Source organism: Gluconobacter sp., from assembly GCF_047723935.1.
Taxonomy (GTDB): domain Bacteria; phylum Pseudomonadota; class Alphaproteobacteria; order Acetobacterales; family Acetobacteraceae; genus Gluconobacter.
The window spans coordinates 1-17,797 of record NZ_JBDOBO010000032.1; the positions used below are offsets into that span (position 1 = coordinate 1).

14 protein-coding genes are annotated in these 17,797 nt (G+C 54.2%); 3 read left to right on the forward strand and 11 right to left on the reverse strand.

Features of this window, described 5'->3' with window-relative positions; all coding sequences use genetic code 11:
- Positions 1-210: 210 nt before the first annotated feature.
- Entirely contained in the window at positions 211-2,607 is a 2,397-nt protein-coding gene (locus ABF979_RS10785) for a TonB-dependent receptor (RefSeq protein WP_215750294.1), read from the forward strand.
- 468 nt (positions 2,608-3,075) lie between these two features.
- On the opposite strand, the gene ABF979_RS10790 is transcribed toward ABF979_RS10785, so the two are convergent.
- The 8 genes from ABF979_RS10790 to ABF979_RS10825 form a co-directional block, all read right to left on the reverse strand.
- Positions 3,076-3,843 (reverse strand): cysteine hydrolase family protein, encoded by a 768-nt coding sequence (locus tag ABF979_RS10790; protein WP_415559722.1) that lies wholly within the window; start codon positions 3,841-3,843, stop codon positions 3,076-3,078.
- A complete protein-coding gene (locus ABF979_RS10795; RefSeq protein ID WP_202207887.1) occupies positions 3,840-4,265 on the reverse strand; it encodes a cupin domain-containing protein in 426 nt (141 codons plus the stop codon). The genes ABF979_RS10790 and ABF979_RS10795 overlap by 4 nt, the downstream gene beginning before the upstream one ends.
- Positions 4,266-4,270: 5 nt before the next feature.
- Positions 4,271-5,893, reverse strand: a complete 1,623-nt coding sequence (locus tag ABF979_RS10800) for a CocE/NonD family hydrolase (RefSeq protein ID WP_415559724.1) — start codon at positions 5,891-5,893, stop codon at positions 4,271-4,273.
- The gene (locus ABF979_RS10805; RefSeq protein ID WP_415559725.1) at positions 5,893-7,179 is read right to left on the reverse strand and encodes a cytosine deaminase; all 1,287 of its coding nucleotides are present in this window, start codon (positions 7,177-7,179) and stop codon (positions 5,893-5,895) included. The genes ABF979_RS10800 and ABF979_RS10805 overlap by 1 nt, the downstream gene beginning before the upstream one ends.
- Positions 7,176-7,940 carry an ABC transporter permease gene (locus ABF979_RS10810; RefSeq protein WP_415559726.1) on the reverse strand — a complete coding sequence of 255 codons (765 nt, stop codon included), beginning with the start codon at positions 7,938-7,940 and terminating at the stop codon, positions 7,176-7,178. Before ABF979_RS10810 ends, ABF979_RS10805 begins: the two co-directional genes overlap by 4 nt.
- Positions 7,937-8,734, reverse strand: coding sequence for an ABC transporter ATP-binding protein (locus tag ABF979_RS10815; protein ID WP_415559727.1), 798 nt, complete (start codon positions 8,732-8,734; stop codon positions 7,937-7,939). The genes ABF979_RS10810 and ABF979_RS10815 overlap by 4 nt, the downstream gene beginning before the upstream one ends.
- On the reverse strand, positions 8,731-9,732 hold the full coding sequence (locus tag ABF979_RS10820; RefSeq protein ID WP_415559729.1) for an ABC transporter substrate-binding protein: 1,002 nt from the start codon (positions 9,730-9,732) through the stop codon (positions 8,731-8,733). Before ABF979_RS10820 ends, ABF979_RS10815 begins: the two co-directional genes overlap by 4 nt.
- Before the next feature lie 123 nt (positions 9,733-9,855).
- Positions 9,856-10,380 (reverse strand): DUF2165 family protein, encoded by a 525-nt coding sequence (locus tag ABF979_RS10825; protein WP_415559730.1) that lies wholly within the window; start codon positions 10,378-10,380, stop codon positions 9,856-9,858.
- Between the two features lie 219 nt (positions 10,381-10,599).
- Between ABF979_RS10825 and ABF979_RS10830 the strand changes: the two genes are divergently transcribed.
- Complete coding sequence (locus ABF979_RS10830) at positions 10,600-11,436, forward strand: creatininase family protein (RefSeq protein WP_415559732.1); 837 nt, start codon at positions 10,600-10,602, stop codon at positions 11,434-11,436.
- Positions 11,433-12,779 carry an FAD-binding oxidoreductase gene (locus tag ABF979_RS10835; protein WP_415559734.1) on the forward strand — a complete coding sequence of 449 codons (1,347 nt, stop codon included), beginning with the start codon at positions 11,433-11,435 and terminating at the stop codon, positions 12,777-12,779. The genes ABF979_RS10830 and ABF979_RS10835 overlap by 4 nt, the downstream gene beginning before the upstream one ends.
- Before the next feature lie 333 nt (positions 12,780-13,112).
- Here the strand turns inward: ABF979_RS10835 and ABF979_RS10840 are convergent, their stop codons facing one another.
- From ABF979_RS10840 to ABF979_RS10850, 3 genes are read right to left on the reverse strand one after another with little or no spacing between them, the layout of a single operon-like run.
- Positions 13,113-14,006, reverse strand: a complete 894-nt coding sequence (locus ABF979_RS10840) for a TauD/TfdA dioxygenase family protein (RefSeq protein ID WP_415559736.1) — start codon at positions 14,004-14,006, stop codon at positions 13,113-13,115.
- Positions 14,003-15,298, reverse strand: coding sequence for an MFS transporter (locus tag ABF979_RS10845; RefSeq protein WP_415559738.1), 1,296 nt, complete (start codon positions 15,296-15,298; stop codon positions 14,003-14,005). Before ABF979_RS10845 ends, ABF979_RS10840 begins: the two co-directional genes overlap by 4 nt.
- A 1-nt stretch (position 15,299) precedes the next feature.
- Entirely contained in the window at positions 15,300-17,750 is a 2,451-nt protein-coding gene (locus ABF979_RS10850; RefSeq protein WP_415559740.1) for a TonB-dependent receptor, read from the reverse strand.
- Between the last annotated feature and the right edge of the window lie 47 nt (positions 17,751-17,797).

Sequence of the window (17,797 nt, forward strand, 5' to 3'; positions counted from 1 at the left end):
AAACATGTGAAGGCGTGTGTAAAAGACACATCAAATGCTCGGGATCTGCCTTGTGTCCTATTTTTGATGTCGGTGCGAGGCAATTATTCGCCTTCTGAGGTAGCGCTCGATTATGTTACGTTTTCGTTATGGGAAAGGATCTCTTCTGCACAAGAGATCAGGTCCTGGCAGGAACGAAAATCGTTTTGCAGCAGGAGAAGCCAAAAGGTTATGTGTCCGTACCGATTTGAAAAACACTCGTCCAGGAAGGCACTTCTTCTTGTAACGTGTTTGGCTGGCTTTGGTTCGTCGTCTCTTGCTGCTTCCGCGCAGGCAGCTTCGAGTAACGCCGCTGTCCACCATAAAGCTCATGCGCATCACTCGCAGGCTGTGGCGGGTCAAAAAGCTGAGATTACAGCTGTTCCTGCTCATCCAAAAATGCGTCGCCCGGCATCGATCAACTCGACGGGGGATGAACACGTCACAGTGTCCACGTCCCGCCTGGCCAGAAGCCGTGGTGGCGGCATGATGCGTGTCGAGACTGCGCCTTACGCTATCCAGACAATCACGAAGGCATTTATCGAGGCTAAAAGCCCGACAAGCACAGCACTTGATCTTATCAAGAACCTGCCGAGCGTGAACGTTTCGACGCCTGATACGTCTGGTATGCAGGGTGGGCGTATTCAGAGCCGAAGCCTGACCGATGCTGATATGGCTCTTATGGTCGACGGTGCACCTGCAGCCAGTGCGGCTTATATGGCCGAAGACATTGATTCAGAAAATCTGGATAGTGTCAGCCTCACGCCGGGTTCGTCCGCCGTTGATCTGCCCGCCACGTCTGCTGCCGCGGGCGTCATGAACGAAGTATCTCATGATCCGTCGCATACATTCGGCGGCTTGATGGATTTTTCGTACGGTACGAATAACCTTTCTCGGGAATTCATGCGCTTAGAGACCGGTGATATCGGCAAGAGCGGCATCCGTAGCTACCTGTCGTTTTCGAACACACATGCTCGTTCATGGATGGGTGCGGGCATCAACGAGCGCCGTCATCTTGATTTCGGGATTCGCAAGGACTGGGAGAATGGTTCGTTTGCGAAGCTCTTCATGTCTTGGAACTTCGAAGACTTCACAATTGATCGGTATCCCACTGCTGCACAGTTCCATAAGTATAAGGACACAGGTGAGGGATACGGTCGTAAGGCTGGATTTGATGCGACTGGAAACGACTACTGGAAAAACAATATCGATCATTGGAACCAGCTCTTTCTGAGCGCTCCAATTCATATCGTCCTTACAGATAAGCTCCAGTTCGATCTGCGTCCGTACTATAACTGGGGCCAGGGATGGGATGGTTCGTCAGGTGGCTTTGCCAATGGCACAACGACATTTAAGTCTGGTCAGACCATTGCTGCTGGTACGCCGCTAACAAGCTATTTCCAAGAGAATGGAGCTCTTGACGTCGGTGCTACAGCCAAGTTGGGCTATGATATCGACAAGCATAACCATTTTGAGCTCGGGTACTGGTACGAAAACCAAGATTATACTCAGCACTTTCCTGTTAGCGTGACGAAGGCTGATGGTTCCAACCCGAGCCCGAACGATTCAACCTATCAAGTCTATTCTGGTGGTTCCCGCTCGTATTTCGGCAACACCACTGGTTATGAAATTCACTCCCTCTTCCTTCAGGATACAGCGAAATATTTTCATGACCGTCTGCTGGTCAATGGTGGTTTCAAATATGTGATGTCCAATGTCTGGTACACGACATATCCGGCACACAAGCAAATGGGCCAGAACCTGACGGCACCTCTGCCGCACCTGTCCGTCAGTTATCATTTCAACGAGCACCATCAGGTTTACATCAATGCTGAGGGTGACTTCCGTCAGCCTTCTGCATCGGCTCTTGGGAACACTACCCTCACTGGAAAGCTGCCCAAGAACCAGTATTCTATCAAGGAAGAACTTGGATATCGGTACAACGATAAGTACGTTATCGTTGACCTTGATCTCTTCAATTATAACATTACGAACCGGCTCCTAAGCACATACTTGGGCAATAATCAGTCAGGCGTTGTTAATGCGGGCAACCAGACTGCGCGTGGTTTTGACGCCATGTTCTCTACACAGCCGATCTATGGTTTCAGCCCGTATGTTTCGTTTGAATACCTTAACGCGCGAATGGACACGAATATTGCCGCGTCCGATGCCAGTGGAAACCTGACCGCCTTCAGAACAAAGGGCACGCAGGCACCTCTATCACCGCATGTTATGGCAAACTTCGGCCTGACCTATGTGAATAAAGGCTTCTTCGCTAACGCAACGGTTCATTACACGGGCCCACAGTCCGTTTCGATTGCAGGCGATCAGCGTATCCCAGGATACGTAACGAACACACTATCTCTGGGTTATCATTTCAAGCCAGTTTGGTATGCAAAGTCTCCCACCATTCGTTTGAACTTCACCAACCTAACAGGTTCGATTGTTCGGACAGGCGTGGTTGGTGTAGGTACCAACGCTTCTGCCGTCCGGCTGATGAATGGGAATCTTTCAGGCGCTGGGTCTAGTGCTCAGTTCTACGTTGAACCGCGTTTCAGCATGACGGGAACGATTTCTACAGGGTTCTGATTTCTCTTCCGGCCTCACAAAGCCCTCAGGACATGATGTTCTGAGGGCTTTTTTTATGGTGATGTCTTTCCAGCAGGTTAAGGAGCGGTTGATGCCGTTCGAATTAAGCTGCAGTCAAATATAATTCTCTTTGCTCTAATTAATCAGAGGGATTGTAAAGCATTTTGAATTGGTGGCTGACGACATAGGCTTAATCTAAGCGTAGGGGCCTTCAATGACGGGCCTGTCATGAAGTTTTGAAGAGAAGAACTACAGACATGTCATCTTCTCTTTCAAAAAATTTAATACGGGTAACCCGCCTTCATAATATTAGAAAAAAGAAATTAAAGTATTCCGTGGATGGATAATTATACTAATTTAATATGAATAGGCGCTAATAATGTCACTGGAATGTATTAATTACATACACTCCAACGACATTTGACATGATCAGCTTTCGGGTGTCTTTAATCCTGAAAGCCGCTCATTTCATGTTTGTCTAGTAAGACGTTTTGTGAGATCTGAGCCTGATGCTACAAATCCATAGCACTGGCGAACGTTATAAACTGTTGCCTCTTGGCAGAACTCAGGAGAGGTCGTTGCGGAGCAATCGTCCAAAAAGATGCAGTCGTATCCGAGGCAGGCTGCATCTGTCAGCGTGCTCAGAACGCACTGATCGCTGTTCACCCCGGAGAAAAGCAATGTGTCCACGCGTAGGTTCTTGAGGATGCCTTCGAGGGGGGTGTCCCAAAATCCACTCATTCGATACTTGGAAACGTGAATATCTTCCGGATACACCGCGAGTTCGTTAACGATCGCAGCATTCCAGCTGCCATCTTCCAGAACTTTGCGATCTGCAGAACCTATAGCCGCTCCGATGCCCTTGTCTTCACCTGCGGGGTCATAAACATGCAGGATAGAAGGAGGAAGGTTGAGCTTATCTGGCCGATTTCCCCAGTTCAGCCAGATTACAGGGACATTATGCTCTCGCAGCGCGGGAAGGAGAGACTGAAGAGGCTTGATCGGACGACGGGCCGCCGTGATATCGACACCAATAGATGCTAACCAGCCATCAGGATGGCAGAAGTCGTTCTGCATATCGATCACGATAATGGCGGTACGAGCGAGATCGAAAGTCAGAGCCTGAGGCTGGGACGGAACGCTGACAGGCCGGGAAGGACGCTCAGGCCGTAAAAGGCTGATGGAAGACGTCGTGGCCCCCCAACTGTTGACGTGTGTACTGCCCAGACGTCTCATTGACTCCCTCCACACAGGACCGCCAAATCCTCCGCATCAAGCTTGACTGGAATTCCGCTGCGGATCAGCTTTCCGAAGTCTTCGTCTGGGGTCATCACTGTCAAAGTATAGAGTTTGTTGCTGCCTGTGTTTTCCAGAACGTGCTCGGATCCCGGCTTGACCAGAAGCGCGTCGCCAGCCTTGAGTTCGCAGCTCTGACCATCACACCAGGCGCGGCCTGTGCCGGACAGAACGAAAAACATTTCGTCCGCATCCGTGTGTGTGTTGGGCGGTGTTGCGCCACCAGGTTCAAAAATTTCGACAACGGCAATAGACGCGTAATCGCCAGCTGTCTTGTCAAACAAAATGGCAAAGTAATTGGTTGAATCCGGAGCAATCCGGAAGGCTTCAACGCTATCAGGGCTGCATTTTGCGAAAGGCATGAGAATTATCTTTCCTGTTTGATCCAAGGAAGAAGAAGGTAGGTTCCGGAGCCGCATTTGAAGTGAACTGTCGTCACCTGTTGTTGGTCCAGAGTGGCGGTAATAGGGCTGGCCCCTGTGCCGGGGTTGATCGGAAACACGGGAAAGCAGGAGAGAGACAGGGAGAGTCTCAATCTTTCGCCGGCTTTCAATGTGACGCATGTTCCCCGCAGCGGCAGAGATGTCTGACCAGGGGCAGTCAGCGCATATCCTTCTGCGAGAGGGTGTACTTTGCCGTTCTGATCGATACGCGAGACGCAGGCATGAAGGTCAAAACCGGCGTATTCACTCTCGATTTCAAAGCACCCTGTGATCGTTCCTGCGAGCAACTGATCGAATTCGAGCGGGAGCGTCGTGAATGTCAGGACGTCCGAACGCGCATCGGTGCGGGCGCGATCTACGGGACCTCCCGGAAACCCGAAGCTTCCACCACACGGACCCGAAGGGCGCCACGGATCGAGAGTAAGGCTCTCTGACGGTGCTGGAGGAACTGGCGACGCGCTCAGAATGCCATCGCGTGTGTCAATCGCGGAGCGGCCCGTCCCGACTGGATAGCTTGGAACCGTCCCCGACGAGAGTGTCGGTAAGTCCCGCCAGCAACAGGCGCCCATATCGAAAAGGCGTACTGGGCTCGCGTCGGGTATAGGGGCAGCTTTTAGATATTGATCGAAGAATGCGATCTGCTGCTGATCAATGTCAGTAATGGCAGCCTCGCCGACGTCCACATCCCCGATATGTCGATCCCAAGGAAAGTGAGACCAAGGGCCAACAATCAAGCGTGTTGGCATGTGCGGGGACAGAGCACGATATGCTTCCAGCGTGCCAAGCAGGTGGCTGTCGTACCATCCCCCAATCAGTAGAACTGCGGGTGCCAGCTCCGCGATTTCGGTCAACCGCGATGCGGGAGAGATTTTGTCCCAGTAGGCATCTCCCGGAGGCGTCTCTCTCCAGCGGGTATAATGGCTATATTTTGCCAGAAGTGCTTCATGTGCAGGCACAGTTGGCTGTCGCCCATTGAAAGACATGCCCCGACTAGCAGCGAAGAGAGCCTGCTGGGCTTCGTAGTCTCCCTGAAGCCTTGCGGTTTCTGCTGCCAGTTGCGTCGCCCAACCAAGATTGGCGCGCATCGGGAACGCCCCATTTTCATAGGCCCAGTCTTGATCCAGTTGCCAACCGATCATGGCAGGCGCAACCGCTTTGAGTGCTGCTGGTTTTTCTCCGGCTGCCAGAAGTTGGTTGCTCCCCTGAAAGGAGAAGCCAAACATCCCCACGCGACCATTGCTGCGCGGTAAGGATGCAGCCCAAGTGATCGTATCTGCGCCGTCTGTCGCTTCATGCTCGAACAGGACAAACTCACCGCCAGAATCTCCGCGTCCCCGCACGTCCTGCATGATGACGATATAGCCGTGACTGGCATACCATTCTGGCGGTGCGTAGCAGAGCGACGTCCCAATTTTGCGGCCGTAAGCCTGTCGCATCAGAAGAACGGGGAAGGGGCCGTTTCCTTCTGGTTCCCAGATATCAGCAACCAGTGAAACGCCATCCCGCGCTTGCATTGTCTCCGTCCGGCGAGGTTTCAGCGCTAACATCAGATTTCACCTCCCAGAGTTTCGTATGAAGGGGGAATTGCCTCGAGAATGCGACCGTTTCGGAGAACTGTCCGTCCGGCCTGAGAGCGGCTCATCCATTCATTCATGGAACGAGCCGGGAAGATAATCAGATCGGCTGGTGCACCTTTTTCTAGGCGATGGGTCCTTCCCATCCAGGATCCCGGACGGCTTGTGACCGACTGCGCCCAAGGACGGTGAGTATGATCCAACTGGCCGATCCTCGTACCGCCTTGAAGAATTTCGTGCATGTCAAAGTCCCCGTAAGCGTAGAAGGGGTCTCGGACATTGTCGCTGGCAAGCATGACTGGAATACCCGCGGCATCGAGTTCCTGCAGTAAGGTTACACCTCTCCATCTTGGTGTGCGCCCTGCGGTGCGGTCCTGAAGGTACATGTTGCAAAGTGGGAGACTCACAATGCCAATCCCGGCTTCGCCGAGCAGGGAAATAATGTGCGTCTGTTGCGTCTCGCTTTGAACGCTAAGGCTACAGCAATGGCCGCATAAGATCTTTTGACGAAACCGAAGCTTCAGAGCTGTCTGGGCGATCAGTTCCAGAGCCGTTCCGTCTGTTTCTCCATTCTCATCGACATGAAGATCCAGTTCGAGACCGTATTCTGTGGCCAATCCAAAGAGAACTTCGAGGGCTTCGGGCGTCGTGTTGTGCTTCATCAGGACGGCGCCCAGAACGCCCCCCTCTGTCTCGGCGACATTTCTAACGATGCCGTCCCGGTCTTCACCCATGTAGCGCTCAGGCATGGTCAGGGAGACGCCTTGCAGAGCGACTTTCCCGGACCATTTCTTTTGAAGGCGACGCAAAAGCGGCCAAACGCGGTTCCCGTGCGTGCCGAAGGTGTCCAGGTGCGTTCTTATGGCGCTTGTCCCGTGCGCGTAGGCACAGTTCAGACTGAACTCCATGCGGCGCTCAACGTCTGCGTCCGTCCAATACCCTTCTCGATCCTGGGTTGTGGCTTGCAAGGCCCCCATGAAGGTTCCATCAGGATTGGGTGTGCGCTCCCAGATGAAGGCCTTGTCCAGATGGGTATGAATATCTGCAAAGCAGGGCCAGACCATCTGACCTTTCAGATCAATTGCTTCACCGACGGAAGAAAGATTTCCTGCCGGTAGAATATCCGAAATTTTCCCATCTGAGAGCGCGATATCGTAGCGCATGGACTCATCAGTGAATGACGAAGGCCGCAGGCCTGCCGGAATAGTCGCGTTCAGGAGGACGCCTGGGGCGGTGCTGAAAGAAGCTGGAAAAGTCATGAGCGATGTCTCAGAGCAAAGCGCTGGAGGCTGGCTGCGGCGGCATACAGGACGAGGCCTGCGACTGTGATAAGGAACAGTGCCGCGAACATCCGGGGAATATCCATCTGGAAGCCGGATTGAAGGATTTGGTACGCCAGGCCAGCCGAATTGCCGCCGGTTCCGGCAACAAACTCAGCTACAATGGCGCCAACAAGTGAAAGGCCTGTTGCGATACGCAAGCCTGCCATGAACATGGGAAGAGCACTTGGAATTCGCAGTCGCAGCAGCATTTGAAGGCGGGTGGCTTTGTGCATCTGAAAGTAAGCCGCCAGATCTGGATCTACGCTGCGCAGGCCTTGCAGAGTGTTCGAGATCACAGGGAAGATCGCTACTAATGCTGCGCAGGCAGTGAGGGCGAGGGGAGTATTGTGGATCAAAATGATGATCAGCGGTGCAATGGCTACAATCGGGGTCACCTGCATGATGACCACATAAGGCATCAGGCACCGTTCGATCAGCGGGCTCTGCACCAACAGGAAGGCTATCAGAACACCCCCGAGAACGGCCACAATGAGCGCCGAAAATGTGATTTCCAGAGTGATAAGCAACGCATGGAGTAATGACACGCCGTCCAGCATCAAAGCACGCCAGATGGCAGACGGAGAGGGCATAAGGTAAGGCGGAATATGCCAGAAGCGACAGATCGCTTCCCATGTTGCCAGAATGATGATTCCGAGCGTGATGGGAGCAAGGAGCGAGAGAGAGCGAGATGTTATCATTGCCGCGCCTCCTGACCAATCATGCTGTCCCGACTGGCATCTTCGAGGAGGATTGCCAATTCTTTGCTGATGGCGGCAAACTGATCGGAAAGGCGAAAAGTTTCGTCGCGAACAATGCCACGGTCTATTTCGTATTGAGCATGAATACGCCCAGGGTGAGCCGCCATGACCATCACGCGGCTGGACAGAAATGCAGCCTCATGGAGGGCATGTGTGACGAACAGGGTGGTGAGACCGTCCTCATAGCAAAGACGGGCCATTTCTTCATCCAGACGGTTTCTGGTAAATTCGTCCAGTGCACCGAATGGCTCATCCATCAGAAGAAGATCTGGTTCAGTAACGAGTGCGCGGGCAATGGAAACGCGCATCTTCATGCCGCCGGAAAGTTGTGCGGGATATTGATCGGCCACATGACCTAGGCCAACGCGTTCAAGAGCGGCATGGGCACGCTTGTCAGCCGTTGTCCGATCCACTTTTTCCAAATCAAGCGGAAGACGCACATTTTTCATGATCGTGGCCCATGGCATGAGCGTTGCATCCTGAAAGACGAACGCCATACGGCGCCCTTTCTGGCCAACGTCCCTGAAGCCGCCGCCCCACCAGTTCAGCGTGCCAGCCGATGGAGTATGAAGATTGGCGATGAGCTTGAGAAGCGTGCTTTTGCCGCATCCAGATGGCCCAATCAGTGTAACGAAATCTCCTTTCTCCACACTCAGATCGACAGGAGAAAGACCGCGCACGCCGTTGGGGAAAATTTTCTCAACGCTGCTCAGGGAAAGAACGGGACTGCTCATGCGGGGACAGTCGCCAGGCTGTTGTGGACGACATCGAGGGTATACCCCTCTTTCCATTTCGGACTGTCTGCAATGAGTTGAGCTGAAAGCTGGATGTCGTAAATGCGCTGCCAGCGCTCATCATTCATTGTCATGATTGGTGCTCCCGGTGCGCCCAGAGCTTTGATGTCGCGGAGTTTCTGGCGGGACCACGCGAGTTGGTCCGCGCTCATATCCGGATTAGCTTTACGGATCGCAGCATCCCCCTTAATGGAATCTCCAAAAATATAGCGTTTCCAGCCTTCGCTGCTGGCGGCGATGAACTTCTGGAGCTCTGGACCACGTTCTTCGAGGATCTTGCGGGACACCATCAGCACGTTTCCATACGCAGCGTAGCCCAGGTCATCGAGGAGGAAGAAATTGAATGGAATACCCGCTTTTTTGGCACCATAGGGCTCCGAGGAAACAAAGGCCTGGATGGCCATCTGCGGATTGAAAGCGAAGGGCTGGAGATTATAGGTGTAGGGATGGGCCTGGTCTTCCGTGAAGCCATAACGCTTCTTAAGCCACACCCAGAAGCTGGCTCGCCCTTCTGAACTGATCAGAATGGGATGGCCCTTGAGTTGGGCGATGTCATGAATATCCGGGTGGGTCATCAAGCCGCCAACGCCTTTCTGGAAAGTCGTAGCGATTGCGACGGCGGGAATGCCCTGCACTGCACAGCGGATGGCTTCTTCACCCTGCATGATGGCAATGTCACATTGTCCGGCCATCAGAAGCTGGGTCATGTTCATCTGGGGGCCACCCATCTGAATTGAAACATCCAGATTTTGAGCACTGTACAATCCGTCTTCGGAGGCCTGGTAGTAGCCTCCGTGCTCTGCCTGAGCATACCAGTTGGTCAGCAGACTCAGGGGCCTGGATGCCGCTTTTGCTCGCCCAGAGGGTAGGGAAGACACCGCGCCCGCAGCCATGATGCCGCGGAGCATACTGCGTCGATCAAGCCTGTAAGGTGTCATGAGCTGCCTCCCAACGTCCATTTATAATTAGACCGTAACGGTTTTTTTGTCTCCGTGGGAAGAGCTATTCTGCTGCTGGACCGATACCTTTTTAACCCATTTGTGCGCGCAAAAAGGATGCACTCACTCTTTTTGCTGAGTGAAAATACAAACTCCCAACATGGTCATGAAAAACCGGAAGGCGGCTTCCTGTCCGTTCCAGCTATGGGATTGCCACATCGCGAACCACTCACCTCCGACGACGGAGAAGCCAAAAAACCAGATGAGAAATCCTACGGCCGTCGCGACGGGAACAAGGGTGTGAGCGGCCTTGAAGGCCAGACTATCCATGTTGATCGCCTTCGCCATCTTCCAGGCCGCAAACGAAAAAAGAGCACCGGTTGCGAATTCAGCGCCAATAATCAGGACGTAAAAAATATGCCACAGCAGCGGGACTGAGATCGCGCGCCATCTGAGGCTGTTGCCGGGAAACGTGGTATCCATCGACAGAACGTGACGAACAAATTCGTAGTTCGAACCATAATCTGTAACATTATTAAGTGCGACGAGAAGGCCGAAGACTCCCAGAGACCCGACCATCACGGTTTTGGAGAGACGATTCAGGCGCACGGAGCGGGTAGGCATTGACTGTGTTGAAAATTCGGACATGGCTGGCTCCTGTTTTTTGAAACGCTAGCGGAATGCTCGTAAAATTTGCGCCCTCTTTTTTGCATCGCTCCTGTCGAAAATAGATGCTTTAAAAGCTGCGATCTTCCTGTTTCATCTATCTTTTCGTTCCGGGATGATATCATATCGGAGCAGGGAATGTGTTGGCTCGTCCTCACTAGGGCGTGTCATTCCACACAAGAGACAACGGAAGACAAGCCCATGACAAACAGTTCCGAGACGGTTTTCTGGCCCAAAAAGCGCTGGTGTGACATGATTTCCCGCCAGTTTCGTCAGCTTCCCCCTGAAACTGTGGCCATTCTTCCTGTGGCCGCGGTGGAACAGCATGGCCCACATCTTCCGGTCTATGTGGATGCCTGTATCAATGAAATGCTGCTTGATAAGGCAATGGAGGCGCTTCCCGCGACCGTCCCCGCCACCGCACTTCCTATTCAGGCTGTTGGCAAAAGCGAAGAGCATGTTGCTTACCCTGGAACACTGACCCTCAGCGCGCAGACCCTTACGCAGGTCCTCATCGAAATTGGCGAAAGTGTTGCACGATCTGGCGTGAAAAGGCTGGTGCTCCTGAATTCTCACGGCGGACAGCCACAGATCCTGGATATCGTTGCCAGAACACTTCGCCGGACCCATGGAATGTTTGTTGTCTGTGTTGGCTGGTCCCGTTTTGGCGTGCCGGATGGCATGTTTACCGAAGAGGAGCGCCGGTATGGGATCCATGGTGGCGATATTGAAACATCCCTGATGCTTCACCTGCGGCCAGACCTTGTTGAAATGGAACGTGCTGACAATTTCGAGCCATGGCCCCAGAAGCTTGCCGAGACGGCCAAATGGCTTGAAGCAGAAGGTCGTGTCGGCTTTGGGTGGTTGACGCACGATATTCACCCTTCAGGTGCGGCGGGGAATGCTGGAATTGCTACGGCTGAGAAGGGCGAAGCCGTTGCCAATCAGTGGATTGAAGGTTTTCTTGAGCTTCTTGCCGAGATTGCTGAATATCCGCTGGATCGTCTTCGCCCCATTACGGAGGATCTGGGTCGATGAGCTCGGTTGAGACCTTCCTATCGCTCCTTGGCGATATTCCTGTTCAGACGGTGCCGGCTCTTGTGAAGCGGAAAAGCCGTGATTTTTACTGGTATAGTCCGGTTCTGAAGCGGCAGCTTGATAGCTGTTTTGGCGATTGTATCGTTATGCCGCGCAATGAAGAGGACCTTCTTCACATTGCGCGGGTGGCACGTGAGACAAAAACGCCACTTACTCCGCGTGGGGGTGGCACTGGGAATTATGGACAGGCCGTTCCGATGGAGGGGGGCGCTGTCGTTGAAATGACGGAGCTCAATAAGCTCCTTTGGGTCAAGGACGGTGTCGCACGCGTGCAGGCGGGCATGAACATGCTGGACTTGGATCGTGCTTTGCATGAACGGGGCTGGGAAGTCCGCATGTATCCGTCCACGAAACGGACGGCAACGATCGGCGGATTTATTGCGGGTGGATCCGGCGGTATTGGGTCTGTTCGATGGGGCGGTCTTTCGTCACCGGGGAATATTCTGGGGCTCCGCTTTGTCACTCTGGGTGAAAATCCGGAAGCTCTCGAACTGCGCGGCTCTGACGCGAGGGGTATTCTTCACACCTACGGTACGACAGGCCTGATCACCGAACTGGAAATTGGTGTTGAGCCAGCCGTGGATTGGCAGGATATGGCCATCTCATTTGGCACGTTTGAAGAAGCAGCGGTTTTTGCACGTGATATTGCGCTTCAGGCCGGTATTCAGAAGAAGCTGGTGTCTGTTGTTGACGGTGACCTGCCACCATTCTTCGCATCCGTACGCGAGCAGGTGCCGGATGGGGCGTCACTGGTCATTCTCATGATTGCTCCGGCGGGTATTGAAACGGTCAAGGCGCTGGCTGAAGCTGCTAACGGCCACCTTTGCTATGAAGCTAACACCAGAGAAGCTGAAGACACGGCAGGGGCAACCCCGCTTTACGAGTTGACGTGGAATCACACGACGCTTCAGGTTCTAAAAAAGGATCGTGATTACACGTATCTTCAGTGTGGTTATCCGGCAGTTGGAACTTTGGAAAAAGTCGCGGAAATCCGTGCCCTGTTCCCTGATGATCTAATGATGCATCTGGAGTTCTTCCCGATGGGCGGTCATGTAAGTTGTGCCGCTTTGCCGGTCATCCGCTTTACAGATGAGGCGCGGCTTAATCATATCATTACTGAACATGAGAAAAGGGGTGTGAATATTGCGAACCCCCATGTCGTGACTATTGAGGAAGGCGGTATGCACCGTGTGGCATCATCGGATCTCGCAGCTATAAAGAAGCGATATGATCCGATGTTGCTTCTAAATCCCGGCAAGATGCTTAGTGCTGGGTCAGCCTGACAAAAGACCCCGCCCCGGATCCTGGCGGCGGCAAGATTGAGTGAATTTTTGAAAGACCGATCGATCTTGTTGCCGCATGATAAAACGCAGTGATTGTCCGTCCTGTCTTCGGTGGATCCGGAAGGCCGGGCTGTTCATGGTATTGTGGTGGTCGATAAAGCGGTCGGCAATGCTACGCTGTTCGTCGATGGCGAGGATATTGATAACGGCATGGCTATGAAGGCCATTCGTCGGGATAATAGGGCTCGCGGCAGGAAGGGGCACCACGGCATCTCGAAACGTGCTTGCCGGTGCTCCCCTACTGCGGCGAGTATTCATAACTTACAAATCGAATCAGTGATCGAGGTTCTGACCATCATCAGGGCCTTTGAGTAAGCGGCTTTGTTCACCTGTAACGCTGACAGGCGTGTCTCCGCGCACCGTGATGCGGCGCAGAAGGCGGGGATGCGTGTCAAAATCGGCTGTGGCGTAATGCTGCGTGGCGCGATTGTCCCAAATGGCAACATCACCGGGTTTCCAGTTCCAGCGGACGGTATTGTCAATCTGCGTGATGTAAGACTGGAAGATCTCCAGCAACCGGTTGGCGTGCTGCGTGGGGATGCCGCGAATTTCCTTGAAGAAATGGCCCAGGATAAGGGTGCGCTCGCCGGTCTCAGGATGAATGCGTACGACTGGATGTTCTGTCTCGTAAAGGCGTGAAATAAAACGAGCTCGGAAGTCCGCAATTTCCTCGTGGCGCGTGTCGTATTTGTAGAAATTGGTGTCGTAATCGTTGCCATGAACGGCCCAAAGTGTATCTGCAAGCTGTTGCAGAGGCGCAGGGAGGTCGTCATAGGCCGTTGCTGTGTTGGCCCAGAGTGTGCTGCCGCCGTAGGGCGGGATCGTGATAGCGCGCAGGATCGAGGCCTTGGGATAGGCCGGCACGAAAGTGACGTCTGTGTGCCAGGAATCCGTTGAACGACCGTTGCGGGAATTCAGTTCGAACGTATAGGGCGTGCCGTCAGCGGCGGGGATAGTCGGGTGAAGGATCGGATCTCCGAAGACGCGGCTGAGCGTTTCGTGCTGGGCATCATCGAGGAACTGGTCACGCAGAAAAATCACCTTGTGGCGCAGCAGAGCATCATGGAGAAACGCCTTGTGCTCGTCGGACAAGGGCTCGCGGGCGTTGATGCCGTGAACGATGGCGCCGATACGCGATGTGACCTTTTCGATCGTAAGCTTTGTCATGAGGGAACTCCTTCGGATTGGGGGAGTGTCTGACTACTGGTGCGGTCAGGTCGCGTGAGAGACGGAGGCGTAATGAAAAAGGTCAGGATTGCGCTTGCCAGGAACAGAGCGGCGTAGATGAGGATAATTCCCTGCGTGCCGACAGCGCCTTCAAAAAGGTAAACGATGAAAGGCCCGATCCAGACGCTACTCCCTGCACCAAGATTCAGCAGGGACATGGCGATACCTTTGTGATCCGGCAAAAGAGACGGGGTCAGGGCCGAGAGCGGTACGTATCCGGCAAGCGTCATGCCAAAGACGGCAGCGGAAGCGTAGACCATAAGCAGGCTACTTTGGGCGTACAGCAGCGGTACCCAATACAGGCCCACGCAACTCACGGCGCTTCCGATACCGCCAAACCAGATGATGGTCTGCCGCCATGAAATATAGTCGCTGGCAAAACCGATCAGCAGGTTAAAGACGATGTTGCTGGCGAAGATGATTTCGAGAAAGCGGATCCATACATCCTGGGACAAGCCCAGACGGCCCGTGAAAAAGAACGGCATGAAGACGATCAGGCCATGCGTAGCGCTGGAATTGACCGCCCGCACGATGCACGCCAGACCGACGCCCGGATTGTGACTGATCTGACGAACCGTTTCGCGCAGGGTTGGGCCGATGTCTTTCAGGCTGCCTTTCTCTGCACGTGGCGTAGTGGGCAGCGGCAGGACGGCAAGGAGGCCACCCGCTCCCACCCCGAGAAGGGCGATCCAGAGTGTAATGTACTGGCCGTAAACGGGGAGCAGGAGTTGCGCCACAATAGAACCGACCGTGGGCAAGCCGCAGGTAAAGCAGAACCAGAACAGACCGACAGCACGACCCAACCGGTCCTGACGGATCGTAGTGACGAGCAGGGTCAGCAGTCCATAGGAAAACAGCGGATACCCTGCTCCTCGCAATCCGTAGGTCAGGAGTAGCAAGGCTGAAGAATGAGCCGGAATGGCAACGCCAAGAAACAGGAGTTGCGGCACGATCCAGAATAACAGACCCGCCGTCATGACGGCGCGACTACCAAAGATGTCGCACAGCAAGCCCGAGAACCAGGCCGCCAAAGCAGCGAAAAGTCCGTAGGCTGTGAAGAGAAGGGCTACGAAGTGCTCCGTCTGCCCCGTCTGGACCAGAAACGGCGACAGATAGCCGACCTCGACGCCATCCCCGATCATAAAGACCAGAAGGCCGGCATACTGGAGGGCAAAGCTCCGGGGCAGGCGGCTGGCAGGCAGAAGCGGAGCGGCAGGAAACGTCGTCTGCATGTCAGAAATCCGCATGAACAGCGCCGAAATACTGGCGGGGCGCACCGAGGACGACAGACTGGTAATCACCAGCCATAGGGTAACCGTTCTGCCCCATGGTGGAGATGTATTTTACGTTCGTCAGGTTATAGACGTTCAGGTCTACCGAGAGGTGCTGTAGAAAGCCCGTGTGAGACAAGCGGTGCAACTGTTTGCTCAGGTCGTAACGTGCACCGAAATTAGTCAGCCAGTAGGACGGAACCTTCGTGTCGCCAGTGTAGCTAAGATTCCGCTTGCCGACATACTGGGCTTCGATATGCGCCTGAAGATCATGCCAGGTGTAGGACAGGTCAGCGTGATACATGAGACGCGGATAGGCCACGACCTGCTGGCCGCGGATATTGTAGGTCACCCGCGATCCGTTGACGGTCTGAGTAATGTTGTTGTCATAGACGGCATGGTTGTAGCTGATGCTGTTGGTCAGGCTCAGCCCCTTAACGGGTGTGAGCGTGACGGCACCATCCACACCGGTCATCGTTACCCCACCGACGTTCTGGATGGTCGTGTAGGGCTGGGTTGTCGGACCGGTGGAGATGCGCTGCAGCCGGTTGGAAAAGATCGTGTGGTAGCCATAGAGCGAGCCGCTGATGAGGCGGCCGGTGTAGCGATAGCCTCCCGCAAAATTCCAGTCGGTTTCGGGGCGCAGCGTGCTTTTCGAAGCCAGATAGGCGGCCTGGGTGGTCGAGAACGGGGATGAACCGCTGTTATAGCCCGAGACAGGATAGACCTTTACGTTTTCTGCGATGTCAAAATAGAGCTGGTGGCCAGGGGCGAAGCGCCATTCCCCGCTGAAATGCGGCAGGAAAGGCTTACTGGACGTCAAGGAGTTTCCGCCCGCGATTGCGGTCGTGCGGGTGTAAGTTTCCCAGTTGGCCAGCGCGCCGACACGGGTCGTGTTTAGGACGGACCGGAAACCGGCATGGAGCGCGATGGTGCTGGTAACGTGATAGGTATCTTGGAAATAAGCGACAAACGTGTTGGTATTAAAGACCTGTCGGTAGCCATTCTGGAAAGGGTTCTTCAGGTTGTCGAGCCCGTTGACGGGTGTTGCGGTCCCGTCGAGGACGTCCTGCAGCAGGGGCTGCTGGTAAAGCGGCTTACTAATGTCGAAATGGGTATTTTCATACCAAAGACCTGCATTCAGCACGTTATGTGCGATGCGATAGGACAGGGACGTCGTGAAGCCGAAACGGTTCGTATCGGGCTGGGTAACCTGATCGATCAGAGGCGCTCCGTTAGGAGACGAGATCAGAGGGCTTGCGACTGAACCGCGCTGATAGGAACGATGCCCATAGACCGTACTCTGCCAGCGCAAACGATCAGTCAGAGCAAGATCGGCTGATACACCCCCAACATAGGAATGTTGCATCTGGGCGCCCTCGTAGTAGGACGCGGTGTAAGGGCTCTTGAGGTTGGCATAGGCTGCAGGAACCTGTCCTCCCGGAAGCCCACGCTGGGCCAGAGCGAGACGATATGCCTTTTCATAGCCGCCAGGTTGCCCGATGAAGTTATCGATCGCGTAGCCACCATTATTGAACATATCCAGGCTGTAGTCCTGATAGTTCTGCATCTGCATATCGGTGTAATCGAAGTAGGCCGTAATGCGGCTGTCCTGCCCGATAGGGTGCAGAACCTTGGCGTTGACCTGCTGCATGAACTGGTCCTGCCCACCACGCCATTTGGTGGTGTCGTTGCGGGCATAAGAGACATAGAAGCGCGTCCCCTGGCGGTTCAGATCGCCGCTTTCGAGACGCACAAATGTCCGGTAGGTCGCATTACTCCCGAAGGTCTGGTTCACACTGCCCCCCCGTTTTTGAGACGGATCGCGTGAGATAAACTGCACCGTACCGCCCAGATTGGACGTACTGGCCACGCTCTCCGAACCGGTGGACGCTGAAACATCCATGCGCTCGATATTTTCAGACGAAATAGCGGAGGTCGGGCTCAGACCATTAACGTTGCTGAATTGCTGATCTCCAAGCGGAATCCCATCCAGCGTCATGCCGATCTGGCTCTGATCGAAACCGTGCATCAGGAATGAGTTCTGCCAGGTGTTCACACCCTGCGGATCACCGGAATTGAACAGAACCCCAGGTAGTCGGGTGAGGGCCTTGAGCGGATTGGTCCCGGCGGCATATTCGCGAATGGTAACCGCAGAAACGGGATTGGATACCCAGTTAGCCTGCCGGTGTCCCTCCACCCCAATGCTCTCGGTTGCTTTGGCGCTGATGGCGCGGGAGGGAGCCGGTTTGTGAGCAGGCAGTGCAGGCGTGCCGTGACGCGGATTTGTGCCCACCTTGGTGGCCGGAGAAGCAGTATCAGCGAAAGCGTAAGTATTAACCGAGAGGGTCAGCAGGGCAATCAGAGAAACGGAGCCACTGGCGCTACGGCTGGAAAATGAAAATGCGGGCATGAAAATACACTCACAAGATACAGGAAACGGGAATTTTCAGGTCTTGG